We start from the raw sequence: 26105 nt of genomic DNA, 5'->3' as shown, positions 1-26105 counted from the left end.
AAGCTTAATGTTAAACGAGTCGATTATGTGTTACCCAAGAATCATTATTTCAATAAAAAAACAACAACTTACTCTATGTCTTAGCCCCACCCAATCACAAACTTACCCCGTCTCTACTGCCAAAAATGGTATTGGACAACTACAGGATACTGGCTGTACACCGCTCGGTGCGCACCTGATTAGCGAAAAATTTGGTGATAATTTACCTATCAACAGTGTTTTTGTGGCACGTCAATTTACCGGCGAAATTTATGACGATCATTTGGCAACTACATTCCCCAATCGAGACTGGATTTTGACACGGATTTTGTGGTTAGAGGGAAATGAAACGGGCTTTAATAAAGGCGCCAATGAGCAAGGGGTGTGTGATACCAAGGCGCGTTACATTTACATTCATGGGACGCCCAATACCGAGCCGATGGGCATTCCGCTTTCTCATGGCTGTATCCGCATGCGCAATCAAGACATTATCACACTGTATGACCAAGTGGATATTGGTACAGCGGTCGAAATTTTGCCGTAAATTTATCAAAATTAACCTTAATAATATATTAGATAAAATTAATAAATACAATTAATGGTTAAAAAAAATTACAAAATAGTTTTTATTTATTAGTATTTTAGGCATATAATAGCCGTGTCACATCAATCGGCTTTAACTTTAATTAATAAGGTAGATTGATTATCAAATAACAATGAAAAGGAGCTGATTATGTCAGTCGAAACATTACACAATATTGCAGAAACTCGCCGTTCTATCTATATGCTCAATGACCAATTACCTGTCTCAAAAGATGAGGTAGTTAAACTGGTTGAACATGCCGTGTTACATACCCCCTCTTCATTCAACTCACAATCAAGCCGCTTGGTGGTATTGTTTGGTGAAGACCATCAAAAACTTTGGCAAATCACCGAAGATTTGCTACGTGCGATGGTGAATGATGATGAAAAATTCAAATCAACTGCCGATAAAATGGCCATGTTTAAAGCCGGTGCAGGGACTATCTTGTATTTTGAAGACCAATCAGTGGTCAAAGGCTTACAAGAACAATTCCCGCTGTATGCGCATAATTTCCCAGTATGGGCAGAACACACCAGTGCCATGCACCAATATGCGATTTGGAACGCCTTAGCCGCGCTCAACATCGGTGCAAACTTACAGCATTACAATGGCGTGATTGATGAAAAAGTGGCAGAAACATGGAACATCGATAGCAACTGGAAACTCATTGCGCAGATGGTATTTGGTGGTATCGCCGCCCCAGCAGGTGAAAAAACCTTTGAACCTATTGAAAAACGCTTAAAAGTTTACGGAAAATAATTTTCCAATACGCGTTTTGATAGGCGTTACAATAAAAGCAAAAAGCCAATATCTGACGGTATTGGCTTTTTTATATAAATTTGATTGCCAATCACTAAAAAACTGGGTCAATCAAGCTGCTTTTTCGGTAGCTGTTTGTTAGCTTTGAGCAGTAACATCAGGGCAGAGAGCAAAATAATCAGCCAACTTGCCGATAAAACGCCAAACAGCATTTTACCATAACGCGTAAATCCATATTCTTCAGGCAGGTATAAATACCCAGAATACGGCGCTTGTACCAAATCCATGGCAATGGGCGTCGTTAAATTCTCTTGGTTTGCAAAGGTGATGTTATCAAGCCAGCCATTTTCTTGCAGTGTTTTAGCCAATTGGGTAGAAGGCGCTTGTTGCAAATCACTATGTTCAATGCCGACATGCAGGCTACTTAATTTGGAATCCGTGTCATCAAAACTCATCCAATCGATTTTGGCGTGGATAGGTATGGGCGATAAAAAATCGCCAATGCCTTTACCTCCAATCGCAGAAAATACGACGGCAAAAAATAACGTGAAGGCAATGCCTATCTTGGGAACACTTGCGATGAGCATAGCACATACACCCGCCAACACCATCATAAATCCGATATTGGCTAAAGCAAGGTTGGCATAAACATCCAAGTAGCTACCATTACGCTCGGGAGGAATCAACAACAGACCTACAGAAATTAATACAAGCCAGCCTACTGCATGGGCAATGATGGCTTTCTTGGCAATGCGAGACTGCTTATCATAATTTGAAAAACAGATAAACCATAATAAGGCAAAAGCAAAGCTCAATAAAAATTCCACAAAACCGACAATATACATCGTGGTTTCTGTAGTCGGTATCGAGATTAGCGGTTGAATGATGTCGTCCATGACTGACCCAACTAGTAATACAATGATTGACTGACTGATGCTTTCTACTCAGGCACTTTTACAGGCATCAGCCACTTTTACAGACACTTTTATTTTATTCTCTGTTATTTACATACAATCAAGTCAAACTATGACCAAAACTTTGGCGCATTTTTCACCGTTTTTAGACTCACCGCGCATTGCTCGGCACTCGCTTGCTCACGCCCGCTAAACCAACCCACCGCAAATAGTGCATTTGGGTCGGTTTTGGCTTTTTCCAAATAATTGGCATGACCGACCACATTGTCATTGTATTCACCGAGTACGTCTTGTGCAGGCTCTAAGTATTGCAAGAAAGCATTGAGCTCAGCTGCTTTTTTCCCTTTTTTGCCATTGGTTTGGCTGGCAAAAAGCGGCGCAGCAAACTCACTGACATAACGCAGGCTTTTTAGGTCTTTACGGACACCATGCTGGCTTTCTGTATCGAGACTGGCAAATTTATCACTTGCTACAGCAATCGCGGTAAATAGTTTTTCCAACTTTTTGGCAACAGTGGCTTTGGCTTTTGGGTTGTCCGCAGGTACGGCTAAATGGGTAAAACCAATCAGCTCTAACAACAGAATTTGAAAATCATTGGCTCTGACGGCATCAATCGGCATGATATCGACTGCCGTTGACCACTCGACATGCGGTGCACCGACTGACTCTAGCAGGGGCTGGGTTTTTATTTGCAAGATTTCTTTATCACGATACTCCCCTAGCAGGCTAAAGGTTTGTTTGAGTACCATCAGCCAATTTGGGTCGATATAATCTTGGGCAAATTTGAAATGTTTGAGAGCAGTACGTAAACGCCGAATACCGACACGCAGTTGATGTACTAAGTTACCATCAGGACTGCCTTCAGCAATTGCAGAGGCGTTGGGCAAAATCTGCACGAGGCAGTTATTGACCACTGCCTGCAAAAACGCAAATTGGCTGATACCTTTGTGTAATTGCAGCACAGCCAAATCCGCTTTGACAGGCTGGGCATATTGCTTATTCGCGAGTAGCAAACTACCCCGCTGGGCTTTGGTAACGGTTGATAAATATAATTTGTATTTTTTGCACCAAGTTTTTGCAATGTCAATCAAATCCCTTGGGTCACCCTCAAGGAGTTCAAATTCAATTTCATGAATATCCGATTGGGTTAACCCATGATTATTGGCGGGTTTTTGTGAGTTTAGGCGACCTATGCCAACCTTGCCGATATCATAAGCGATTTCGATGCGGCTGTTATTTTTCTTAATTTGACGAGAAGTGCGCTGCACATCGGTGAAATATTGCACGGTTAAGGCTTGAGCAAGCTGGTCCAGTGGCATGATGCTAGTCAGCTGCGCTACGACTGTTGGCTGTGTAATCAGTGAAACATCGGGCACAAGGCTACTAACATCAAGGGTATCTGGCGTACCCGTCAGGCTCAGCACGGTATTGAGCTCAACGCGTTTGGCAACGCCATCACCCGCTGTTTTGAGGGTTTGTACCCATTGATTGTCTTCAAAACGAATACGCAGGGCGATGCCTTGTTTGGCAAGATGTTGATTGGGGGTATCAAAATAATACGCCGATAGCCGCTGTTGCCGCGCAGTTTTGGTGTCGATGTTTTTTCTTAAGACGCCTTGTTGATAGCTTGGGACAGCAAACTTGAGTTCTAGTTCGTGCATGATGGTGTCGATTAACCTATATAGCTAACGGATAAAACACCATCATAGCACAACTTTGCTTTTTAAAAATAACCACTTGGCTCATTTGTTAATGGTAAAATTTTAAAGCATTTAAAGAATGCCCTATGATAAGGGTTGACAAGTTATGAGATTACATCCAAACCTTCTTCTCTGAGCGATTTTTGTACCGCAGGTTGTGACTCCACGTTGTTAATCAGTTTTGCCAAATTCCGATACCCAGATAAATCCAATTTTAGCAAATGCGCCCAGCGCAAGGTGACATACAGATACACGTCAGCAATAGTAAACTCACCTGACATATAGTCTTTATCAGCCAAGTTATCATTGGCGATTTTAAAAATTTCAATGACCCGTTGTTGCGCTTTTTCAGCGACTTTAGGCTGCAAGTCTTTATCATCGATAAATGCCCCAGCGTCGAATAAAGGCAAAAAGGCTTTATGCACATCCGCATTGGCGTAGCTGAGCCATTGGTGAGCTTTGGCTTTTTGTTTATCACTGCCTTTACCAAAAATATGGACTTGGGGGAATTTTTCGTCAAGGTAGTGTAAAATCGCCACGTTTTGCGCCAAATAAAAATCGTCCGCTTCTATTGCTAGCAGTGGCACTGTGCCTTGTGGATTTTTGGCAAGATAATCTGGCTTTTTTGCATCTGCATGGCTGATAAGTTGTAAGTCATAATCCACCCCTGTCAGGTTAAGCGCCGTATGCGGTACAAATGAACAGGCGCCTTTAAATCCGTATAATTTTAATTTTTGCATGATTTTCTCTTTGGGTTTGCTAGTAAAGTAAAGTCAGGTATTGATATAAAAAAAATCCATTTTAAGCTATCATAACCACAAAATTTTGATGAATTTTGTAATAAATATTTACACTGACCCTCGATTAAATAGGTTTTTTAATAAATGCCAAACGCTACCGCTGACCAAACCCAGTCTAACCAACTCACCAAAAACCCAAGCAAAAAAATCAAACCCACCGCGCGGGTGCGTAAACGTTTGCAAGACGCCCCACCCGTTACCCTAACAGTGACCAACCTTGCTCATGATGGACGTGGCGTGGCAAGTTACGGTGACCAGCCCGACCATCACCTCGATAAACATGGCAAAAAAGTATTCGTTAGCTTTGCGCTGCCCAACGAGACCGTGAGCGTCAAAATCACAGGCTCACGTAAAAGCATGGAAGAAGGGGACGCGGCTCTCGTACTGGCAAACCCAAACCCTGAACGCACGACCCCACCTTGCCCGCATTTTGGGGTGTGTGGTGGCTGTAGCTTACAGCACTGGCAACCCGATGGGCAGATTCAATTTAAACAATCGGTACTGGCAGAGCTGCTCGAGCACCAAGCCCATATCCAGCCTGAACACTGGCTTCCCCCATTGGTTGCTGACCGTTTGGGCTACCGCACCAAGGCACGGATGGGCGTGCGCTATGTCGAGAAAAAAGGCACGGCGTTGGTCGGTTTTCGTGAGCGCGCTAGCAATTTTTTGGCAAATTTAAATGAATGCCATGTGCTTGACCCGCGTGTCGGCTTTGAAATTGAGAACTTAAAAGCGCTCATCAGTTCGCTTGACGCCCGTGACCATATTCCACAGCTTGAGTTAGCGATGGGTGAAACGCTTGAGGATGTTATCGATAGCAAAAAATCCATTGCCGTTATTGTCCGTCACATGGTGGATTTGGGTGAGGATGATATCGCAAAACTGCAAGCTTTTTTTGCCGAGCGTAACTGGCAGTTATTGTTACAGCCCAAAGGTAGCGACACGGTACATCGTATTGACCCATTGTATGAAAATACTGCCCATGCGCGCCCATCAAGCCTGACTGTGCCACCGACGGGCGGTTTGTTTTATAGATTACCCGAGTTTGATGTGACGTTTGAATTCTCGCCACTGGATTTTACCCAAGTCAATTTGTCAGTCAATCGTAAAATGACCAAGCTGGCAATTGATTTATTAGCGTTGCAGCCAGGCGAGCGAGTGCTTGATTTGTTTTGCGGCTTGGGCAATTTTAGTCTGCCACTGGCGCGTCAAGTGGGTGATACGGGCTTTGTGATTGGGGTGGAAGGCAGCAGTGAGATGACACAGCGCGCCAAAATGAATGCCACCGCCAACGGCTTGCACCATACCGACTTTTTTGCCCAAGATTTGACCAAAGATTTCTCGAGTGAGCCTTGGGTTGGGCAAGTCGATGCGCTGCTGATTGACCCACCCCGCTCAGGCGCTTTAGAAGTGATGCAGTATCTGGATAAATTCAATGCCAAACGCATCGTCTATGTGTCGTGCAATCCGATAACGCTTGCCCGCGATACCGCCGTGCTACTTGACAAAGGCTACAAGCTCACCCATGCGGGGGTGATGGATATGTTCTGTCACACAGGGCATGTGGAAAGCATTGCAAGATTTGAGAAACGCTAAAATTTGGCTTTATTCATACAATTCATATAGCGTACGTTGACTTTATCAGCGTACCATTTGGTATTGTAATCGCGGCTGAGTTTTGCCCCAGAGATGACCACCTGTGGCATGATGGCGGCAAGGGCATTTTTGCCAGTTTTCATTTTATAAAGACTACCAATGGTGCGATAGGTTTCGGTATTTTCAAAATCTTGGCTTTTTTCTTTTGCCAAGTCCATACGCACTTGTCGCTCCGTCAGGCTAATCATGCCTTGTTGTATCATCGATATCAGCGCCTGCTCACTTTGGCTGATGTTAGCACTGATTTTATTGCCTTTTTCATAAATCAATAAATCACCATCATAGTCTATTTCGGCTTTGGATAACTCTTTTAGCATTTTTTGGAAAGCGGCATTACGGCTTGAATACATCCCTGAGTTGTAGTCAGCGAAGCGATAAATCGAGTCTTGATAATTGGCTTTATACAGTAGTAAGCGATGGATACCATAGTACAATCCGCCATATTGGCTATATAGGTCTTTACGCAGTTCAAGGTTATTGCCACTCATACGGCGATGGTCACGCGCATAACTCACTTGCACCTGCATTGAGCCTAAGGTGGTAATCGGGTCTAATTTTTCTTCGATATCCCCACCTACCAGTTTGGTGACGCTGTTCAGCTTGCTGGCATAATATTTGCTTGAAAAATACGCAAACATCTGATGATAAATGTCGTCAAGTTCTTCTTCGGTTTTGACTTTAGCGATTTGTTTTTCAAAGCTGTTGTCAGGCGTTGGCTCAGTTTTTAGCATGGTGCGAAAATATGGGGCTAGCGTTGAGCCCAATTTTTCTTCCAACTCCTCATTCATCGCTTTTAGGCTTGATTGCCCTAAATTCGCGACGGGCGGATTGGCTTTAAAATTAGACTCTTGGTCGATAATGGCGACAGCGGTACAAATATTTTGCGCATTTTTTTCTATTTTTAAGGTATCAAAAATTTGGTTGATGTCTTGTGCCCAGCTTTTGCTATCTTGTCCACGTTTGGGAATCAGTTTGGCAATTTGTTTGGCACCAATGGGCGAGTTAGCCTCGGTTTGCGTTTGAAAATACTCACACCCTGTCAATCCAAGCGATAAAGTCAGCGTTATCGCCAACATTGACAGGGTTTTACCAAAGTTCGCAAGGCTTTTTGAGCGGGTCATGGTAAAATCTGACGCTATAGTAGTCGCATTTGTAACAAAATGAGATGGTAATTTCATTAAACTCACCTATACTGAACAAGATAGTTTATCTTAATTTGGATTGAGATTCGCTCAAATCGCTGATTGGGTCGTTGCCTAACACTCATTTGAGTGATACAAAAATTTTATCGACGTATTGACTTGCAATTGTTTGCTAATAGACACATCTTAAAAAATTAACACATGAGTAAGCGTAATAAAGTTAGTGTTAAATGGCTAAACACGGGCACCCCAAAACGGTTAAAATATATAAAACGGTTAAGATATATAAAGTGACTATGGCATTTACTTTATTTTAACGTTTAACATTTATTTTAAGGCCTAACACGCCCAAAACCAACGCACTATCATAGCTAAAACGCGCTGCTATAGCGACTACTCTGTCATATTTTATTATTGCTAGCGCAGTATCGAATCAAACTTAATCACACAAAAATTCACAGGGAAAGTGAGTTGATAATTTTAAACGAACAAGGTTAGTTTTTTTGCTCTTTGAGGAAATCTGGTAAGTAAGGTGTAGAATTGACATGGTAAAAATACGAGAAAGTTTGCCGCTATTGGATGGAAAAGACGTTGATCATGATAGTACCACGATGATTGCGAGTATCACTGCCAGCCAGCGTCATTTCACCCATACTGACTTGCCCATTGTCTCTGAGCCTGCCAGCCACATCATCGATGAGCATACCATTGATACCGAAGCTTGGCTGGCATCGATGGCAAAACGCGCTCATCTCACTGAGCTGCCTGAGCTGACCAAAGCCTGTCAACTACTCAAAAATCAAGATTTAAGTACCGAAAGCAACCGCTCTAATGCGTTTTTGACTGGGATTGGGATTGCGGATATTTTGGGTTATCTGTACCAAGATGAAGATACACTCGTTGCTGCGATGTTATACCGTGCTGCGCGTATCCAAATTTTTACCCCCAAACAAATCCAAGCCACCTTTGGCGATGAAGTCGCAGAGCTGGTTAAAGAAACCCTAGCGCTGGGGCGACTGTCCGATTTGATAGAGAACAACAAGCGCTTAGAAGACCACTTTAACAACAACCAGCGCGAGCAGTTATCGGGCATTTATAACATGCTCATCTCAATGACCAACGATGTGCGCGTGGTGTTAATCAAATTGGCTGAGCGTACTTTTGCGATGCGAGAGCTGTCGTATGCTAGTCCTGAGCGTCAGCAACGGGTCGCCCGTGAGGTCATGACAATCTACGCGCCGCTAGCGCATCGTATGGGTATTGCCCAGCTTAAATGGGAGCTTGAGGACTTATCATTTCGTTATCTTGCGCCTGACCGCTACAAAGAAATCGCCAAATTACTCTCCGAAAAACGTAGCGAGCGCGAAACCTATATTGACCGGGTTGCCCAACAACTGCGCGAGGCGTTAGCTGCCCAAGGGATTGACGGGGAAATCACCGGTCGTGTCAAACACATCTACTCGATTTATCGTAAGATGAAACTCAAATCACTGTCGTTTGACCAGTTATATGACATCCGCGCACTGCGGGTACTGGTGCATAACAATGCCGATTGTTATCACGTACTGGGGCTGGTGCATGGTTTGTGGCGTTATATCCCCGAACAGTTTGATGACTATATCACCAACCCAAAAACCAATGGCTATCGCTCGCTACATACCGCGGTGATTGCTGAGAACAAATCGCTGGAAGTACAGATTCGTACCTTTGACATGCACTATGAAGCTGAACTTGGCATGTGTGCACACGTCAACTACAAAGAAGGCACCAAAAACAAAAAAGACGACTATCTGACCAAAAAAATTAGCTCACTGCGTCAGTTATTACTCAATCAAGAAAATGCTGACAATCATGACCCGTTAAAATTTGTATTAGATAAACATGTTGAGCATGAGCAAGGCGAGCTCGATGAAGAAGAACAAGTCGTTGATTTTGGTGAATTTGAGCGGATTTATGTGTTTAGTCGTGATGGCGATATCATCGAATTGCCCAAAGGCTCAACCGTACTTGATTTTGCTTATCATGTGCATACCCATGTCGGCAATCGCGCCCAAGCCGCTCGCGTCAATAAACGCTATGTACCGCTCACCTATCAGCTCAAAACAGGCGAGCAAGTTGAGATTATTACCAAGCAATCACGCGAGCCAAACCGTGATTGGCTCGTGGCATCCTTAGGTTATATCAATACCAGTCGCGCTCGCAGCAAACTGCGCCAATGGTTTAATAAGCAAGACCGTGATAAAAATATCGAAACAGGTAAGCACATATTAACCAAAGAATTGGCGCGCATGTCGGTACACCCTAACAGTATCGATTTAAATGACTACGTCAAATTTTTCAATGCCAAAAACAGTGATGATATTTTGGTAGGGCTAGTCAATGGCAACGTTGAATTGCATAATTTGACCGGTCATATCAGTCGTCATCTAGATTTAGAACCCGAAGTCACTGAGACTGAGCTTATCCCCAGTATTCACCCCAAAGCCACAGGCAAGCTGGATGCATATAAAATCGAAGTCGATGGCTTGGATAACATTGCTATTCACTTGGCAAATTGCTGCTCGCCCGTGCAAGGTGAGCCAATTGCAGGGTACATTACCCAGTCCAATGGCGTATCCGTCCACCGCAGTGATTGCGTCGAATATGAGCGACTAGTGGAGCGTGAGCCTGAACGCGCCATTAGTGCTGCTTGGTATGGCAATAAAGGCAAAAGCCAATTGGTACAAATATACCTTGAATCGTATGACAGGCGGGGCTTACTCAAAGACCTGACCCAAATCATCGACCAAGAAAATGTCAATATCCGCCAAGTCGACACCCTAAGCGGGGATGATGATATCGCGCGGTTAAATTTTACCATAGAAGTGACGGGGCTAAGTCAGTTGTCCAAGCTTTTGGCAAAACTAGAGCAGCAACATGGTATTATCTTGGCGCGTCGTATCGTCAATAACAACAAGTCTTAATACTTTAAATAGGAGTCACACGGCACATGCCAGAATTGCCCGAAGTGCAGACGACCGCGACGAGTCTGCAACCTTTGCTCAATCAAACCGTTGAAAAAGTTAGCGTCTTTCAACCCAAATTGCGCTGGGCGGTGCCTGATGACTTGGTAAGTTTGATAGATTATCAACTTATCGACATTGAGCGCCGAGCCAAATATCTGATTCTCACCTTTAAAGGCGGCGCGGCGCAAAAAAAACTGCTCATCCACTTGGGGATGTCGGGTAGCTTACAGCAGCATCCTGTGGGGTTTGACAAGCGTAAACACGATCATGTGATTTTGACGTTTAATAAGGGCAAAAAACTCACCCAACTGCATTATCATGACCCACGGCGGTTTGGTATGTTACTGTGGTTAGAGGACTATGAAGACAAGCTGATTACTCATTTGGGTGTAGAGCCATTGTCAGAAGACTTTAGCGCTGACTATCTATATCACCATATCCACAATCGCAAAAAACTGATAGAACGCCCCATCAAATCGGTGATTATGGCGCAAGAGATTGTGGTCGGTGTGGGTAATATCTATGCAACCGAAAGCCTATTTTTATCAAAAATTCATCCGTTGACCCCTGCCCATCTCATCAGCCATGAACAGCTGACCACCTTAGTAGCCCATATTCGACAAGTCCTACAAACATCGATTGAAAAAGGCGGCTCAACGTTAAAAGATTTTACCGTAGCCGATGGACAAACGGGGTATTTTCAGCAGACGTTACTGGTGTATGGGCATAAAGGCGGTGATTGTCCGAGCTGTGGCACTACCATCGAAAATGTCAAAATCAATCAGCGGGCGAGCACGTTCTGTCCCACTTGCCAGCCGCTGATAACCCACAAAAAAACAGTGAAAAACCCCCTCAAAAAACTGCTTAAGAAATAACCGCTCTCCATTAACGTAAAAAAACCTGCGGCAAAGACAATTTTACTTGATAATTCTTGGCAAAATTGATGTAATGTTCATGAACTATTCAGCAACAACCTAGCAAAACTTGTTAGGTACAACCTGTCAGTCGACCCCAGTTATTTGGTTATCTAGTTGCCTAATTATTTATTCATTTAGTTAGTTAGCTAGTTACCTCGTTAATGGGGGCTTGCTGCCAGTTAGGAACCTGCTATGAAACTATTAAATACAATTGCGTCAGCCGTAGCCTTGATGGTTGCAACGATGACTTGCAGCTTTGCCGCTACCGAAATTGATGAAGAAGATTTTGGTCCAACCTATGGCTCTATGGTCGCTGATACCATTGTGGGTAAGCCATTGGGCGCATTGGCAGTGGTGGGCGGCGTGGTGACAGCAATTGCCAGTATGCCATTTACCATCTATAACGATGAAATCGATCAGGTAGAACGCAAGCTGATTCTTGAGCCACTCGCGGCGCTCGACCGCTGCTTGGGCTGTACCCCTGCTGAAGACCAATATTTTCGCTCACAGCGCCCTAATAATAACCAAGTGCGCGTCACCGTTGATGGACCTTCTGAGATTTTAATCGACACCAACCAAAAAGTTGTCGTTAAAACCCCTTAGTTTTTTCGTCAACGATTTAAGCAAGCAATTGGCCGCCGCTGATTGCTTTTTTTATGACTGTTATGTTCATGATAACTTTTTTGCACCCATAAATTGTTTGCTATAGTCGCTTTTAAACGAGTCTGCTCATCATTTGTCAAAATTTGGCTTACTGCTCGTATAAAAAGCGCTCGTATAAGCTTGTATAAAAAGTTGATTACCAAGGAAGATAACCGTCATGTCAAATCTAACGCTAAAAACACCGTCAGCCTTAGCCTCACACCCTACGCAGCAAACCATTCAAATAGCCACCAAACACCCTGCCACACTGGCGGCGACGGTGTTTCGTCCTGATACGGTTAAAGCAGCAGTGATGATTGCGCCGGCAACAGGCATCAAACGGCAGTTTTATCAAAATTTTGCGCAGTATTTGATGGAGCATGGCTATGGCGTCATCAGCTATGACAATGAAGATATTGGCGAGTCGATGCAAGGCGACCTCAAGCACTCTAATGCGTCACTGATTAGTTGGGGGCGCTACGATATGACTGCGGTGCTTGATAGGCTGATTCAAGAGTTTCCCAATACCACCTATCATCTGGTCGGTCATAGCGCGGGCGGTCTATTATTTGGTTTGATGCCCAATCATCACAAGTTCACATCCGTGTTTAACGTTGCCTGTTCGTCTGGGCAAATCCGCAATATGGCGATGCCGTATCGTGCCAAAGCCATGTGGTTTATGGATGTATTTATTCCCGTGTCCAATGTGTTGTTTGGCTATACCCAATCAAGCAAAATTGGCATGGGCGAAGATTTGCCCAAAAATGTCGCCAAACAGTGTCGAGATTGGTGCAATGGCGCAGGCTATATCAAAACCGCTTTTGGTAAAACAGTGAAAACCCACTATTACAATGAGGTTAACTTGCCTGCTATGTGGGTGAATGCGCCCGATGATGATATCGCCAATGATAAGAATGTCGCCGATATGATTCGGGTGTTTCCCAACATGCAAGCCACCACCCGAACGCTAAAACCCAAAGATTATGGCTTACAGCATATCGGTCATATGAAGTTCTTTAGCCGACAAAACCAACTGCTCTGGCAGCAAACCCTGGATTGGTTGCACCAACATGGGTAATTAAACAAGGGGCATGGTGATTATGCCCCTTGTTTGCTGCTAACAGTCGGATGAAAACAGCACTTTAAACCCTATCATTTTCAAAGATAGATTGCTAATAACCCACGCGGTTAAAACGGCACGGGGCTTTCCCATTCCATCCATACACCCGTATTGGGATGCTTTAAACGCAATTTGCGTGCATGTAAGCAAAGCCTAGGCGATAAATCAAACGCTTGACCGTCCAATACATCTTGCGCGTAGATGGGGTCGCCAAGCATTACATGCCCGATATGCAGCATATGAACGCGTAGTTGATGACTGCGCCCTGTGACAGGATACAAGGCGACACGGCTAACTGCCTTACCCTCACGCAGTTCGTGGTGCAAGGTTTCATATTTCGTATAGGCGCGTTTATCCCAATTCATATCGACAATATGCTTGGGTTTTTGAGGTGGATCGTAGCGTACGGGCACATCGATTTCGCCTTGCTGCGGTGGCGTTCCCCAGACCAGCGCTTGGTATTCTTTGCTCGGAATACGGTCGATAAATTGTTTGCTGATATGGCTTTGCGCCTCGCTATGACGCGCAAAAATGATAATCCCTGAGGTGTCCATATCAAGTCTGTGAATAAGTTTGACGTTGGGGTCGGCTTTTAGCAGGCGCGATTGTAGGCTGACTTTTAATTCTTTACCATCGACTGATAACAGCCCGTGCGGTTTGTCGATGACCCAAATGTCGTCATCACGATAGAGGGTAACAGATTTGGCAAACTCATCAAAAAAGTGTTGCGGCTGCTGACTTTCTTCAAGATTACGCTGTGCAATAGATTCTGGGGTTAACGCTTGGGGGAGTTGTCGCATGGGTGGTTTTTATTCTCTAAAATCTATTTGATTGAAAATTGATAGTCTTTAAATCACTATTTGCGCTCTGACCTTTGGCAAACTTCACCAAAGGCAACCGTCCAAACGCAATTAAAAATCCTTTGGCAGATTTTTTATGTACAACCGTTACGCTTTCGCCATTATCGCAAAGACTTCTTTTGCCGCTTGCAAGGTCGCATCCAAATCTTCTTGTGAATGCTCACTACTCATAAAGGCTGCCTCAAAGGCGGATGGCGCAAGATACACACCGCGATCGAGCATACCGTGGAAGAAGGTCGCAAATTTTTGCGCATCGCATTGGCACACCTCTTCAAAGTTTTGTGGCAATGTATCGCTATCAGTAAAAAACATCCCAAACATACCGCCACAGCGCGTGGTTTTAAAGCCAATACCCGCCTCCTTCGCCAACTGTTCAAGATTATCAGTCAAGTAAACGACTTTTTCGCTTAATGCTTCATAAAAACCTTCAGCCGTGAGCAAATCAAACATGGCAATACCGGCACGCATTGCCAGTGGATTGCCCGATAAGGTGCCTGCTTGATACACACCGCCTAACGGCGCGATACATTCCATAATCTTACGTTTACCACCAAACGCCCCAACTGGCAGACCTGCACCGATAATTTTACCAAACGTAGTTAAGTCAGGTGTGATGCCAAAATAGGCTTGCGCTGACTGTAAGCCAACCCTAAACCCAGTCATCACTTCATCAAAAATTAGCACAGCGCCATGCGCGGTACACTCAGCACGCAAGATATCATGAAATTCTTGCGTGGGTACAATCATGTTCATGTTGCCGGCGATAGGCTCGACAATCACACAAGCGATGTCATTGCCAAATTGCGCAAAGCAGTCTTTGATGGCTTGCGGGTCGTTGTAACGAATCGTGAGGGTGTGTTTGGCAAAATCAGCAGGAACCCCTTTTGAGCTGGGTTCACCGATATCTAGCATGCCCGAACCTGCTTTGACCAGTAGACTGTCGCTATGACCGTGATAACAGCCTTCAAATTTGACAATTTTGTCGCGCCCTGTATAGCCACGTGCTAGACGAATCGCGGACATGGTGGCTTCAGTACCTGAGCTGGTCATACGAATTAATTCAACACTGGGAATCAATTCGCAGATTTTGTCAGCCACTGTGGTCTCAAACGTGGTGGGAGCGCCAAAGCTTAACCCGTCATCTGCCGCATTTTTGACCGCTTCGATAATATGGGGGTGCGCATGACCCAAAATCATTGGTCCCCATGAGCCGACATAATCTATATAGGGTTTGCCTTCGGTATCATACATTTTGCTGCCACGGGCACGGCTAATAAAGACAGGCGTCCCCCCCACGCCTGCAAACGCCCGCACAGGTGAATTTACACCGCCAGGGATATGGGCTTTGGCTTGTCTAAACAGTAATTGGTTGGTTGTCGAGTTGTTTGAGTTATTTGAATTCATGGGGCTCTCAGCTGGATAAATTTTTGCCTATTTTAACAAAATTCGGGGGTATTGAATACGCTTGCCGTCTATCTTGAATTTAGCTGGCTTGAATTTGGCTGGCTTGACTTTGGCTGACGAAAAATAGGGCTCGTTGATAAAAAATGTGGTTTTGGCTTTTTTGATATGTCCCTACTTTTTTGCCTCAATGGTAGTGACCAAGTGAGCACTATTTTTAACGCTAAAAAACCCCAATGCCGTGCACTGGGGTTGTTGTTTTGCGGTTTTTGACCCATTATTTTACTGGGCAATTATTTGTGGGCTTTAAACGAGATATTGGGTACTGCCAATTCGTTATATTCGCCTTTTTCATTTGACTTCCTCCCCTTGCTAAAGCAAGGGGATTCCTTCTACAAGACGGTCAAGCCCGACCGCAAGAATGTTCCGACTGGCATTGATATCTCTATCATGCCATGTGCCACACGAAGCACATATCCATTCTCTTATTCCAAGCGATTTTCTACCTTTCGGACTATTGGCGGTGATTTCACCGCAACACGAACATCGCTGGGTCGTGTATCTCTCATTCACGATTTCAAAACGGCAACCTGCGTTCTCGCATTTGTAGGTCAGTTGTCGTTTCAGTTCAAACCAGCCTGCATCGTAAACCGATTTGGCGAGTTTGCCTTTTTTACTATTAAATTGATTACTCTGAATATCACCCACCACGATTAGCGCATTATCTTTGACTAATTGGGTGGTGAATTTGTGTATCAGGTCTTGCCTTGTGTTTTTGATTTTGGCATGGATAGCCTTGATACGTTTTTTGTTGTTTGAGCGTTGGGCTATAGCTAATTGTTTTGCATATTTTAGCGTTTGCTTAATGGTTAGCTTGTCACCGTTTGAGGCGGTGGCACTGTCTTTAAGCCCTAAGTCAATACCTACACTACCTGTACCGCATGATTGTTTGGGATAGTCTTTAACTGTGATACAGGCATACCAACGGTTACGGCTGTCTTGGACGATTTCTAGTGTGTTAATTTGATATAGCGATAGGTTGTAGCTGTCCCATAGGTCGATGACCAGCTTTTGTCCTTTGGCTAGGCTTAGTTGCAAGGTGGATTTTAAGCCCTTTTTACCTGTTTGGTGTGTGGCGATGTGTTTGATGGCGGATTGTTTAAATGGTAGCCAGCCTAATGATTTACGTTTTGAATTTGGGTTGTTGGTTCGCCATGATAATTTAGCTTTTTTGAATTGTTTTCTAGCTTTGGCGTGGGTTTCGTTGATGGCTTGAATGGTTTGCGAGTGTAACCCCAGTAATTCACCGCTACCTTTGGTGTATTCGTTTAAATCATACGCACTAAAGAATTTGCCAGTACGCTTAAGATGCTCGTAGCTTAACGCATTGACATAGTTCCATACGAAATTGACCGAACCGCTTAGGCGGTTGAGTTTATCAGTATGTTTGTCTCGTATGCGTAACTTGAGTGTTTTCATGCAAATTTTATTTTAGCAAAATTTATGCAAGCGTTATAGTGTACAAGTTGCCTTATATCCACCGCCTAAAGTCGGTGGTTTTACGGCAACGGATGATAAACTGGATGACTAAATATCTTCAAGCTTTAGCACATCATAAGCGGGCGTTTCATACGGGTGTGCCTGTTTTAAGGCTTGCACAACCGCTTTGATGCGCTCATCTACAACCACCATCTCGACTCGCCATTCTTCGATTGTTTGTAATTGATTGGTCGTACCAATAAAGGCTTGATTGCCTGCCAATGGCATAAACTGTCCTGTGCCCAACACCTGCCAACAGCAATACTGATAATTGCCAATCTGCCCTGCCCCTGCGTCAAACAAGGCTTGCTTTACAGCCTCTAGATAATCGGTCGGTATATATGTGGTAAGTTTATACATGGGTTACCTTATTAAACTGTTAAACCCTATCATCATGGTTTTGTATTTATTTTAATCTAGCTTTAATCTAACATAGTTTTTTTGCAAAAAGCGCGTTGGTTGTCGGTTTTTCGTTGATTATTCTCCCGTTTTAAAAAAATTCACCCTTAAACGCGCTATATATTATACAATATTGTATAATATATATTATTGTGAAATGCTTAGGTGGCGTATGTTGTTATTTTCTATTGCAGATTATAGTCATCCATTGCTGGGTGGTATGTTGATTGGGCTCTCTGCGGTTATGCTTTGGTGGAGTATTGCCAAGATTGCTGGCATCAGTGGCATTGTTGCCAGTCTCTGGCAGCCAAACTCACCCGATTTTGCTTGGCAATTGGCGTTTTTTGTGGGCTTGTTGGTATCGCCTTGGGTGTTTGCTATGTTCTGTAGCTTGCCAACCATCACGGTATCATCATCGCCTTGGCTGTATGTCATCGCAGGGTTATTGGTCGGTGTGGGTACGCGGATGGGCTCAGGGTGTACCAGCGGTCATGGTATTTGTGGCAATGCACGTTTTTCACCGCGCTCACTGCTGGCAACCATTGTCTTTATGTCCGCAGGGTTTGTGACGGTGTTTATCGGTCGTCATTTGTTGTCATTGATTTAATTGAGACGTTAGGGGCATATATCATGCGAAAAGAAATTGTGTTATTGATTAGTGCTATCTGTGGGTTGGTTTTTGGTACGGGTTTGATTGTCAGTGATATGGCAAACCCAAAAACCGTGCAAAGCTTTCTTGACCTAGCAGGCGATTGGAATCCTGCGTTGATGTTTGTGATGGTTGGCGCGCTCATTGTCGCGACCATCGGTTTTAACTTAAGTCGCTTAAAAAAGACCAGTCTATCGGGTGCACCGTTTCCACCGATTCGCCGCGGTATTGACAAGCGCTTGGCGATTGGGTCGATGATATTTGGGGTTGGTTGGGGCATCGCTGGTATCTGCCCTGCCCCTGCGGTGGTACTCATGGGCATGGGCATTTGGCAAGGGGTGGTGTTTTTTGTCGCGATGCTAGTGGGTATGGGGATGGTGATAGCGTTTGATAAAACCCAATCAGATTAGTCATCAGCAGGGTGAAATAACCGATAAAACCCACCCGCCATGAGCCAGCTTGCTAGTTGCTGTGGCGTTTCTGTTTGCCCTTGCCGTACCCAATGAATATAGGTGTGATACAGCATCCCTGAGGCAAATACCAGATTGTACTCCCCGCTTTTATCCTGTGTCGCGGTCATAGCTTGGCAAGTCAATGCCTGCTTTTTGCGATATTCGATAAAAATTTTGCTGTTAAGGAGGGTGTCTAAAATAAGCCCTTCAAAGCCTTGATTGAGCAAAATCTTGGTTGATAACTCAAACTTGCTCAGATAGTCAAACACGCGTACCAAAAACGCATAAAACTCGGACTCGCTTGCCGCCGCCAAGTCGATAAAAGGAAAATCATGCTCAATCTGCGCCAAATAGTCTTTGAGTAGCGCAAGCTTACTATCGTAATTGCGGTAATACCCCATGCGACTCACGCCCGCCTTTTGGGTCAGCTCGGTGACGCTGATATCGGCAAATGGGGTGGATTCCATAAATTTTAGCAGCGCTATAGCGAGCGAACGTCTGACCACGGTGTTGGCATTACCCATGATATGCGCCTGCTGTCCAAAATCACTCAAACTCGACTCAATACTCGTACCTGTGGGCGATGGAAGCGGTGTGAAGGTTGGCTTTGGCACACGTTAATCCTTTCAACTTAATCCTTTCAACTCAAGCCTTTACTTAATTTATCAAAACAAAACGAACCCAAATGTCACAGTTGCAGCAGCCTGCTGAAAAATTAGTATACCCTAATCAGGTAGCGGGTTGAACTGTTCAGCAGTAAACCGCTGTTATACAAAAACAGATACAGCCAAAAAGTCACTACAAAGTAGCACGCGGCAGGTCAGCTATAAGGACAACTATTAAGGAAAATAAGGGGAAAGCGATACATGAAAGGTCAATCATTTGATACGGATTTTTTGGTTATAGGCTCAGGCTTTGGCGGTAGCGTCTCGGCGATGCGACTGACCGAAAAAGGCTATCGCGTGATTATCGCGGAGCAAGGCAAGCATATATCGCCCGAGACCATGCCCAAAACCGTGCGCGATATCAAGCAGTTTTTGTGGTTGCCTGCGCTCAAGTACAAAGGTTTTTTTTCGCTTCAGCTATTTAAGCATGTCATGGTGCTGCATGGTAACGCGGTGGGCGGTGGCTCAATCACTTATGCCAACACCTTATTACAGCCAGAAGACAAAATTTGGCAACAAGGTAGCTGGGCAGGGCTTCACGATTGGCAAGCGGTGATGCCACAACATTATGAGACCGCCAAACGCATGCTAGGCGTGAGCCAAAACAAAAAAGTCGGCAACGCCGATTTGATGCTACAAAAAATGGCAAACTTAAGTGGCGTGGGCGATAGTTTTTATCTTACCGATGTGGGCGCCTACTTTAGTGACCATGACAAGTATGCTCATCCGCCTGTCAATGGCGACCCGTATTTTGGCGGCGCAGGTCCTAAGCGCAGTCCCTGTATAGGCTGTGGTGGCTGTATGGTGGGCTGCCGTTATGGTGCCAAAAATACCCTAGATAAAAACTATCTGTATTTTGCCCAAAAAAATGGCGCTACCCTGCTCGCTGAAACCAAAGTCACGGATATAGTACCGATAGCTGATGCTAGCAAATCGCCTGGCGACCCTGCCTATCAAAACGGCTCGCAAGGCTATCGGGTGACGCTACAATCGACGGATAAAGGGGAGTATCAAATCACCACCCAACAGATTGTACTGTCAGCGTCCAGCCTCGGTAGCCAAAAACTGCTGTTTGAGCAGCGCCATAAGGGCAATATGCCCCATATTTCCCCTTATCTTGGCAAGCGTATCTATACCAATGCTGAGTCCTTGCTAGGGGTGCGATTTTTGGATGACCAACATGGCGCCATGAGTGATGGCGTGGCTATCGGCTCTGGGATTTATTTGGGCGATGGCACACACATTGAGGCGACGCGCTATCCTGAAGGTTTTAATATTGCGTCATTTTTGGCGACGTTAAGCAATTATAAGAACGGCAAAAAAATGTCGCTACTGGCTTGGTTATGGTGTTTTATAGCGCAGTTTATCCTCAAGCCCCGTCAGGCGTGGCGTGCATTTCGACCGCATAATATGGCAAAACAAAGCCTTATCTTGCTATGTATGCAAAGCACGCCCTATGCGCTTGAAATGCGCTATCAAAAAAGCCCGTGGTGGCGGGCTTGGTTGGGTGGTCGCTACCAGATGCAAACCCATGGACCTGCCATCCCCGCCTTTATTCCAAAAGCCAGCGCGTTTGCCGAGCAGATGGCAACCCAAATGGGAGGAATTGGTTATGGCGTGTTGTCGGAAGTATTTTTGAATATCCCGACCACCGCACATTGTATGGGTGGGATTTCGCTGGGCAATTCTGCAGCAGATGGCGTGGTCGATAAGTACCACCGATTGTTTAATTATCAAGGGTTTTATGTCTGCGATGGCGGCAATATCTCGACCAACTTAGGCGTCAACCCAAGCCTCACCATAACAGCATTGACAGAGCATGCCATGAGCCATATTCCACACAAAGCAACCCAGTTACTGCATGGTGCGGATACCACGAGGCAAAACGTGACGCTGGTTCAAAAAGATGCTAGCAAGATACCGGCTTAACTGCTATGTTGAGTTAAAATTTAACTAAATGATTGGGATAATACATGACACCTCAAGACAACTCAGATGCAACTAATTCGGATGCAACTATCAATGCCATGCAGCAGCAGTTTGACATCATGCGAACGGCTAGCCGCCAAGACCAATATGTCGATTGGTCAATTCGTAGTGCGCGGCTAAAAAAATTAGAACAGCTGGTGATGGACAACCAAAGCGAGATTATCACCGCTATTCATGCCGACTTTGGACAGCGCCCAGCGGCTGAAACCACCATGCTTGAACTATTCCCAACGCTTGAAGCAATTCGTTATACACAAAAGCATGGCAAGGCTTGGTCTGCCAAACAGCCCGTCAAAACTGGGATTTGGTTTTTGCCCGCTCGTAGCTATATCCAGCCGCAGCCATTAGGACTCGTAGGCATTATTGCACCTTGGAACTATCCGTTGTATTTGGTGATTGCACCGCTAGCTGCCGCATTGGTCGCAGGCAATCGTGCGATGCTCAAAGTCTCAGAAGCGTCACCGAACTTTGAGCAGTGGCTGGCTGATGCGTTACCCAAGTATTTTGCCGCAGACGAAGTGACCTTGATTACAGGGGATATCGAAGTCGCGCAAGCCTTTAGCCGCTTACCGTTTGACCATTTATTTTTTACTGGCTCTACCGCAGTGGGCAAACATATCATGAAAGCCGCTGCACACAATTTGACCCCTGTCACCCTTGAGCTGGGCGGCAAGTCCCCTGTCGTGGTGACGCCAAGCGCTGATGTGGCAAAAACTGTCAACCGCGTATGGACAGGCAAAACCATGAACGCAGGGCAAACCTGTATTGCGCCTGATTATGTGTTAATACAGGCGGATAAAAAACACGCCTTTATCGAACAATCAACCGCATGGCTTGACGCCCACTACCCCAATCTTGCAGACAACCCTGACTACAGCTTTATCATCAACCCCAAACAAGCCAGCCGCGTGCAAGGTTATCTTGATGACGCCAAACAGCGCGGTGCCACCATCATTCCACTGACCGATTATGAAGTGAATATCGAGATTGGATTTTTCCCACCGATAATTGTCACCGATTTACCAAGCGATGCTAAGTTGCTGACAGAGGAGATTTTTGCCCCTGTATTGCCACTGGTATCCTACCAAGACTTGGCGCAAGCGGTGGCGTATGTGAATGAGCGTGACCGCCCACTGGCGCTGTATGTGTTTGGCGAGGACAAAACCGACACCGACTACGTGCTCGCCCATACGGTGAGTGGCGGCGCCTGTATTAACGAAACGATTTTTCACATTGCCCAGCAAAATCTGCCGTTTGGCGGTGTCGGGGCATCGGGGATGGGGCGTTACCACGGCAAATATAGCTTTGACACCTTCTCTCATCCAAAAGCGGTGTTTAAACAAAGTCACCTTAACTTCGCGCATTTGCTTCAACCACCGTATGGCAAGACCTTTTGGAACATGATGAAGGTGATATTAAAAGCCTAGTGATTGCAATGCTTAGAGAAGCTTGTATTGATAATCTTGCCTAGATAACCGTTACTGTCACTCTTGTAAATTGGTAACATCATATGAGCTAGCTCATTGGTACGTGCTAGCTCATTGATAATAGTTGTCGTGCTTTTTGAGCCACCAGTTCATGTTATCTTGGCGTTTGGCGCGAAATTGCGCCAATCTTTTGGCAATAGCCGCATTGTGCGCTCGTGCGGTATCAAGCCCAAACAGAATCGGCACACTGACAAGCACGCCATAGCGCCATTTTGGGCTAGGCAGTCCCAAGCCATCACCAATATCATCACCCACTAAAGTCCGTGTGACACTGGCATTGACCCGCTCAACCAGCTGTCCACGTCTGTTGTTTTCACCCATAATTTGCGAGGGTAAATCATGCAGCGCTTTGGCGAGAGGTTTACCAAATTCAAAATCTAATTGCTGGGTTGCCAAATAGCTATAAAGCCATGCCCACGCCTCGGTTTCATCTTCAGGAATGCGCGCCAGCTCAATCCCCATCCACCAACTTGCCAGTTGCCATAAGTGCATAATGCCTTGGGACTCTTCGGCGCTGATTCTTGCCCCCAGTAATTTTAGTCCGCGCATAATGAGTAGTGAAAACTGCAAGTGGGTTGCCACCATATCGGTTTGGTTAATGGGCAACCCCCAGTAGCCACTGTCCCAATCATGGCGGCATAATTGTTGTCTTACCAGACCGTGTATCTGACGCACTTGCAGACTTTGTCGCCAGCCTTCTGTGCCGATTGCCAATGTGGATTGCTGGTTGCGGCTAATCGCTGGGTACTCAGACACTGCCAAAATATATGCATAGGTTCGCATGAGCCTTGGCAGTGCATCATGCACTAACGCCCCTGTTTTGATGAGTGGCAATGACAGCGCAGGGATACTATACCCTGCCATTAGCGCGACATTACGCAGTAACCAAATCAGCATCAACGGATAGCGCCGATAGGCAATTGCACCAATCTCGGCAAGCTTGGCATCATACCAACTTGGATATTGGCAAAACTGCTGATAAAGCGTCTCAAACGCTGGCTGTTGCAATAACGCTTTGGCTGCCGATACGTTACTCGTTTGCGCTATCCCTTGCTCATGCAAAATCAATTGCTGCAGAGGTTTGGCAAATTTGATACCGCTGGATAACAGCGTATCGACAGGCTGATCTGCGATACCGTACCCCTGCTGCATCTGTTGCAATAAATCCTTTGACACCTCAAAATCACGGGGCAATAAAAATCGTTTGATACGCTGCAACACTTGTAAATCAGCATGGTGGTCAATGTCAGTATTGCGCCCCAGTGTCGGCAAATCGGTTTGATAAAGCGGGTTCATAGCAGTGATAAATCAGTAATGAATGAATAGATAGCCTAGCGTATTTTGGCAACTAAAAAACATCTATGCAGCAAAAAAATTGATTTTTTTTGTTTGAAGATGTTCGCCCTTAATCGATTGGGTATATTTACTGGATGGATTTGACCATAGCTTGTCTGATGGGTTTTAATGACCTGTGGAATAATGATTGGTTGGATAACGAAGAGTTGGGTAATGATGACTAGCATAGCGCTAGTCCATTTTACATGTATCATGTCACATTTATAGAACTATTTTGTCGCTGACGCTAAGCCTATTTTTGATTACACTATAGCCAACCTCTCTTGTCTTAACAGTATCAAAATCGAGCTACCCTTTGAAATCACCTAGAATCTTAGAAACGCCACCCAATTGGACCGAGGATGAAAAACCCGCGTTACCCGGTTCCCCGCCGAGTATTGCTCACTCTCGATCAAAAAGCATTGTGTACTTTGTCATCGGCGTTTTTATTGCAATTTGTGGTGGCTTGGGCAATGGCATTATTACCGCCAATTTACCGCAAATCCAAGGCGAATATGCGCTGACACCCTCACAAGTGGTTTGGATACCTGCTGTGTATGTGATGGCAAATGTCAGCGCCAACCTGCTACTGTTTAAAGCGCGTCAACAATTTGGGTTACGCTGGTTTTCTGAAATATCGCTGCTGATGTTTATGCTAGTGATGTTTATTCATATATTTGTGCAAAACTACCCGATGGCTTTACTGGTCAGGGCGATGGGAGGCTTTGTCGCGGCGCCGTTATCCTCACTCGGGCTTTATTATGTGATGCAAGCCTTTAGTAGTCAGTATCGCCTGCAAGGTTTGTATATTGGCTTTGGGGTCAGTGCGCTGGCGATTCCGTTAGCTTGGATAATGTCCCCTTATTTGGTCAATGTGAACGACTGGACTCGGCTTTATACCTTTGAGTTTGGTTTGGCGCTGTGTTGTTTTGCGATGGTGGTCGCCGTCAAGTTGCCACGAAGTTTACGTATTGAAGTGTATGAAAAGAAAGACATTCTCACCTTTTTGTTATTGGCGCCCGGTTTTGGTTTACTGTGTGGTGTGCTAGTACAAGGGTCGATTTTGTGGTGGAAAAACTCACCCTTATTGGCGTATATGCTCATTGGCGCGTTGGCGCTGTTGATGTCAGGCTTTTTCTTTGAGCATTACCGCAAAAATCCTTTGATTATGACCCGCTGGCTCGGGAGTTTTGCGTTATGGCGCTTTGTGGTCGGTGCTTTTTTACTGCGTTTGATTATGTCTGAGCAAAGTTACGCAGTGGTGAATTTTTTAAAATCCCAAGGTCTAACGTCCGACCAGTTTGTGGGTTTTTATACGGTCATATTTTTTGGTATGTTGGCAGGTTTGATAGTCAGCGCACTGACCTTTTCACGGGATCATTTGATTCCGCCAATGGTGGTGGCGACTTTGCTCGTAGCGATTGCCAGTGTGTATGATGCCAATATGCTCACCAGTGACGTACGACCCCAAAATTTTTATCTCAGTCAATTTGCAGTCGCGTTTGCAGGCTCACTGTTTATGGGTCCATTGGTATTGATGGGATTTGGGCTGACGCTGCGACAAAGCGTCAATCATGTCATCACCTTTATCATCTTGTTTGGGGCGACCCAAAACTTTGGTGGGTTGGTAGGCTCGGCTTTTTATAGCACCCTGCAACAGCAGCGCACCCAGTATCATAAACAAAGTATTTTACAGCAAATGCAATCGACAGATGCCACGGTAACCCAGCGCCTTCAACAATACCAAGCAGGGTTTAAACCCGTCATCACCGACAGCAATTTGTCGCAGCAACAAGCCCAACAATCCCTCAACCAAATTGTCACGCGAGAAGCGCAGATTAAAGCGTATGGCGATATCATTACTGTGAACAGTTACATTGCCACGTTTTTATTTGCTTGGGGTATGATTAATATCGCCCGCAAAAAATACATTGAAAATCGGCAAAAAGTAGCAATTAAGCAAACTTAGACTTGATAAGCTAGATGGGTATAACAAGGCGACCCAATTAGATAACTGTTTTTAAATAACTGTTTTTTCAGATAACAGTTTAATGATAAATTGAATGACCAATAAAATTTAATCATCAATAAAATGCTTACGGAAAACCCAAC

Annotated in this window: 22 protein-coding genes; 12 read left to right on the top strand and 10 right to left on the bottom strand. The window is 45.0% G+C overall.

The genetic code is table 11. The features are described from left to right. Nucleotides 1–25 precede the first annotated feature (25 nt). Entirely contained in the window at nucleotides 26–523 is a 498-nt protein-coding gene (locus tag RNZ41_RS02110; RefSeq protein ID WP_314027465.1) for a L,D-transpeptidase family protein, read from the top strand. A gap of 189 nt (nucleotides 524–712) precedes the next feature. Beyond that, nucleotides 713–1321, top strand: coding sequence for a nitroreductase family protein (locus tag RNZ41_RS02105; protein ID WP_050324646.1), 609 nt, complete (start codon nucleotides 713–715; stop codon nucleotides 1319–1321). A gap of 107 nt (nucleotides 1322–1428) precedes the next feature. Here the strand turns inward: RNZ41_RS02105 and RNZ41_RS02100 are convergent, their stop codons facing one another. From RNZ41_RS02100 to RNZ41_RS02090, 3 genes are all read right to left on the bottom strand, one after another. Next, a complete protein-coding gene (locus RNZ41_RS02100; protein WP_314027464.1) occupies nucleotides 1429–2217 on the bottom strand; it encodes a hypothetical protein in 789 nt (262 codons plus the stop codon). 128 nt (nucleotides 2218–2345) lie between these two features. Next, nucleotides 2346–3896, bottom strand: a complete 1551-nt coding sequence (locus RNZ41_RS02095) for a CYTH and CHAD domain-containing protein (RefSeq protein WP_314027463.1) — start codon at nucleotides 3894–3896, stop codon at nucleotides 2346–2348. A 143-nt stretch (nucleotides 3897–4039) separates the two neighbouring features. After that, entirely contained in the window at nucleotides 4040–4675 is a 636-nt protein-coding gene (locus RNZ41_RS02090; RefSeq protein ID WP_314027462.1) for a glutathione S-transferase family protein, read from the bottom strand. Between the two features lie 144 nt (nucleotides 4676–4819). On the opposite strand from RNZ41_RS02090, the gene rlmD reads away from it, so the two are divergent. Continuing rightward, nucleotides 4820–6331 carry a 23S rRNA (uracil(1939)-C(5))-methyltransferase RlmD gene (rlmD, locus tag RNZ41_RS02085; protein ID WP_314027461.1) on the top strand — a complete coding sequence of 504 codons (1512 nt, stop codon included), beginning with the start codon at nucleotides 4820–4822 and terminating at the stop codon, nucleotides 6329–6331. On the opposite strand, the gene RNZ41_RS02080 is transcribed toward rlmD, so the two are convergent. Beyond that, nucleotides 6328–7512 (bottom strand): DUF1615 family protein, encoded by a 1185-nt coding sequence (locus RNZ41_RS02080; RefSeq protein ID WP_314027804.1) that lies wholly within the window; start codon nucleotides 7510–7512, stop codon nucleotides 6328–6330. The genes rlmD and RNZ41_RS02080 overlap by 4 nt on opposite strands. 566 nt (nucleotides 7513–8078) lie before the next feature. Between RNZ41_RS02080 and RNZ41_RS02075 the strand changes: the two genes are divergently transcribed. From RNZ41_RS02075 to RNZ41_RS02060, 4 genes are all read left to right on the top strand, one after another. After that, nucleotides 8079–10496, top strand: coding sequence for a RelA/SpoT family protein (locus RNZ41_RS02075; RefSeq protein ID WP_314027460.1), 2418 nt, complete (start codon nucleotides 8079–8081; stop codon nucleotides 10494–10496). Nucleotides 10497–10522: 26 nt separating this feature from the next. Next, complete coding sequence (gene mutM / locus RNZ41_RS02070) at nucleotides 10523–11413, top strand: bifunctional DNA-formamidopyrimidine glycosylase/DNA-(apurinic or apyrimidinic site) lyase (RefSeq protein ID WP_314027459.1); 891 nt, start codon at nucleotides 10523–10525, stop codon at nucleotides 11411–11413. A gap of 234 nt (nucleotides 11414–11647) precedes the next feature. Then, nucleotides 11648–12058: a hypothetical protein gene (locus RNZ41_RS02065; protein ID WP_314027458.1), complete on the top strand. Its 411-nt coding sequence runs from the start codon at nucleotides 11648–11650 to the stop codon at nucleotides 12056–12058. A 217-nt stretch (nucleotides 12059–12275) separates the two neighbouring features. After that, nucleotides 12276–13175 (top strand): alpha/beta hydrolase family protein, encoded by a 900-nt coding sequence (locus tag RNZ41_RS02060; protein WP_082168260.1) that lies wholly within the window; start codon nucleotides 12276–12278, stop codon nucleotides 13173–13175. A 110-nt stretch (nucleotides 13176–13285) separates the two neighbouring features. On the opposite strand, the gene RNZ41_RS02055 is transcribed toward RNZ41_RS02060, so the two are convergent. The 4 genes from RNZ41_RS02055 to RNZ41_RS02040 form a co-directional block, all read right to left on the bottom strand. Further along, on the bottom strand, nucleotides 13286–14017 hold the full coding sequence (locus tag RNZ41_RS02055; RefSeq protein ID WP_314027457.1) for an RluA family pseudouridine synthase: 732 nt from the start codon (nucleotides 14015–14017) through the stop codon (nucleotides 13286–13288). Between the two features lie 147 nt (nucleotides 14018–14164). Continuing rightward, nucleotides 14165–15481, bottom strand: coding sequence for a glutamate-1-semialdehyde 2,1-aminomutase (hemL, locus tag RNZ41_RS02050; protein ID WP_314027456.1), 1317 nt, complete (start codon nucleotides 15479–15481; stop codon nucleotides 14165–14167). 369 nt (nucleotides 15482–15850) lie between these two features. Beyond that, on the bottom strand, nucleotides 15851–16957 hold the full coding sequence (locus RNZ41_RS02045) for an RNA-guided endonuclease InsQ/TnpB family protein (RefSeq protein WP_138018522.1): 1107 nt from the start codon (nucleotides 16955–16957) through the stop codon (nucleotides 15851–15853). A gap of 108 nt (nucleotides 16958–17065) precedes the next feature. Continuing rightward, nucleotides 17066–17377, bottom strand: coding sequence for a YqfO family protein (locus RNZ41_RS02040; RefSeq protein WP_099808488.1), 312 nt, complete (start codon nucleotides 17375–17377; stop codon nucleotides 17066–17068). Between the two features lie 211 nt (nucleotides 17378–17588). Here RNZ41_RS02040 and RNZ41_RS02035 point away from each other — a divergent pair, with 211 nt between their 5' ends. Both RNZ41_RS02035 and RNZ41_RS02030 read left to right on the top strand, forming a co-directional pair. Continuing rightward, nucleotides 17589–18023, top strand: a complete 435-nt coding sequence (locus RNZ41_RS02035) for a YeeE/YedE family protein (protein ID WP_314027455.1) — start codon at nucleotides 17589–17591, stop codon at nucleotides 18021–18023. Between the two features lie 23 nt (nucleotides 18024–18046). Then, entirely contained in the window at nucleotides 18047–18475 is a 429-nt protein-coding gene (locus RNZ41_RS02030) for a DUF6691 family protein (protein WP_099808490.1), read from the top strand. Here the strand turns inward: RNZ41_RS02030 and RNZ41_RS02025 are convergent. Beyond that, nucleotides 18472–19131: a TetR/AcrR family transcriptional regulator gene (locus RNZ41_RS02025; protein WP_099808491.1), complete on the bottom strand. Its 660-nt coding sequence runs from the start codon at nucleotides 19129–19131 to the stop codon at nucleotides 18472–18474. The genes RNZ41_RS02030 and RNZ41_RS02025 overlap by 4 nt on opposite strands. Before the next feature lie 252 nt (nucleotides 19132–19383). Between RNZ41_RS02025 and RNZ41_RS02020 the strand changes: the two genes are divergently transcribed. Beyond that, complete coding sequence (locus RNZ41_RS02020; RefSeq protein ID WP_314027454.1) at nucleotides 19384–21111, top strand: GMC oxidoreductase; 1728 nt, start codon at nucleotides 19384–19386, stop codon at nucleotides 21109–21111. Between the two features lie 44 nt (nucleotides 21112–21155). Further along, a complete protein-coding gene (locus RNZ41_RS02015; RefSeq protein ID WP_314027453.1) occupies nucleotides 21156–22598 on the top strand; it encodes a coniferyl aldehyde dehydrogenase in 1443 nt (480 codons plus the stop codon). 111 nt (nucleotides 22599–22709) lie between these two features. Here the strand turns inward: RNZ41_RS02015 and RNZ41_RS02010 are convergent, their stop codons facing one another. Further along, on the bottom strand, nucleotides 22710–23954 hold the full coding sequence (locus tag RNZ41_RS02010) for an oxygenase MpaB family protein (protein ID WP_314027452.1): 1245 nt from the start codon (nucleotides 23952–23954) through the stop codon (nucleotides 22710–22712). 355 nt (nucleotides 23955–24309) lie between these two features. Here RNZ41_RS02010 and RNZ41_RS02005 point away from each other — a divergent pair, with 355 nt between their 5' ends. Further along, nucleotides 24310–25962, top strand: a complete 1653-nt coding sequence (locus RNZ41_RS02005) for an MFS transporter (RefSeq protein WP_201665716.1) — start codon at nucleotides 24310–24312, stop codon at nucleotides 25960–25962. Nucleotides 25963–26105: the final 143 nt, after the last annotated feature.

The organism is Moraxella sp. DOX410, assembly GCF_032248735.1.
GTDB lineage: Bacteria > Pseudomonadota > Gammaproteobacteria > Pseudomonadales > Moraxellaceae > Faucicola > Faucicola tetraodonis.
Note: the sequence above shows the minus strand (reverse complement) of the source record. Positions and strands in the feature narration are given on the sequence as shown.

What these genes read in the sequence shown, in the direction of transcription:
- RNZ41_RS02110 (WP_314027465.1), top strand. Translation starts at nt 26, where the DNA reads ATGTGTTACCCAAGAATCATTATTTCAATAAAAAAACAACAACTTACT.
- RNZ41_RS02105 (WP_050324646.1), top strand. Translation starts at nt 713, where the DNA reads ATGTCAGTCGAAACATTACACAATATTGCAGAAACTCGCCGTTCTATC.
- RNZ41_RS02100 (WP_314027464.1), bottom strand. Translation starts at nt 2,217, where the DNA reads ATGGACGACATCATTCAACCGCTAATCTCGATACCGACTACAGAAACC.
- RNZ41_RS02095 (WP_314027463.1), bottom strand. Translation starts at nt 3,896, where the DNA reads ATGCACGAACTAGAACTCAAGTTTGCTGTCCCAAGCTATCAACAAGGC.
- RNZ41_RS02090 (WP_314027462.1), bottom strand. Translation starts at nt 4,675, where the DNA reads ATGCAAAAATTAAAATTATACGGATTTAAAGGCGCCTGTTCATTTGTA.
- rlmD (WP_314027461.1), top strand. Translation starts at nt 4,820, where the DNA reads ATGCCAAACGCTACCGCTGACCAAACCCAGTCTAACCAACTCACCAAA.
- RNZ41_RS02080 (WP_314027804.1), bottom strand. Translation starts at nt 7,512, where the DNA reads ATGACCCGCTCAAAAAGCCTTGCGAACTTTGGTAAAACCCTGTCAATG.
- RNZ41_RS02075 (WP_314027460.1), top strand. Translation starts at nt 8,079, where the DNA reads ATGGTAAAAATACGAGAAAGTTTGCCGCTATTGGATGGAAAAGACGTT.
- mutM (WP_314027459.1), top strand. Translation starts at nt 10,523, where the DNA reads ATGCCAGAATTGCCCGAAGTGCAGACGACCGCGACGAGTCTGCAACCT.
- RNZ41_RS02065 (WP_314027458.1), top strand. Translation starts at nt 11,648, where the DNA reads ATGAAACTATTAAATACAATTGCGTCAGCCGTAGCCTTGATGGTTGCA.
- RNZ41_RS02060 (WP_082168260.1), top strand. Translation starts at nt 12,276, where the DNA reads ATGTCAAATCTAACGCTAAAAACACCGTCAGCCTTAGCCTCACACCCT.
- RNZ41_RS02055 (WP_314027457.1), bottom strand. Translation starts at nt 14,017, where the DNA reads ATGCGACAACTCCCCCAAGCGTTAACCCCAGAATCTATTGCACAGCGT.
- hemL (WP_314027456.1), bottom strand. Translation starts at nt 15,481, where the DNA reads ATGAATTCAAATAACTCAAACAACTCGACAACCAACCAATTACTGTTT.
- RNZ41_RS02045 (WP_138018522.1), bottom strand. Translation starts at nt 16,957, where the DNA reads ATGAAAACACTCAAGTTACGCATACGAGACAAACATACTGATAAACTC.
- RNZ41_RS02040 (WP_099808488.1), bottom strand. Translation starts at nt 17,377, where the DNA reads ATGTATAAACTTACCACATATATACCGACCGATTATCTAGAGGCTGTA.
- RNZ41_RS02035 (WP_314027455.1), top strand. Translation starts at nt 17,589, where the DNA reads ATGTTGTTATTTTCTATTGCAGATTATAGTCATCCATTGCTGGGTGGT.
- RNZ41_RS02030 (WP_099808490.1), top strand. Translation starts at nt 18,047, where the DNA reads ATGCGAAAAGAAATTGTGTTATTGATTAGTGCTATCTGTGGGTTGGTT.
- RNZ41_RS02020 (WP_314027454.1), top strand. Translation starts at nt 19,384, where the DNA reads ATGAAAGGTCAATCATTTGATACGGATTTTTTGGTTATAGGCTCAGGC.
- RNZ41_RS02015 (WP_314027453.1), top strand. Translation starts at nt 21,156, where the DNA reads ATGACACCTCAAGACAACTCAGATGCAACTAATTCGGATGCAACTATC.
- RNZ41_RS02010 (WP_314027452.1), bottom strand. Translation starts at nt 23,954, where the DNA reads ATGAACCCGCTTTATCAAACCGATTTGCCGACACTGGGGCGCAATACT.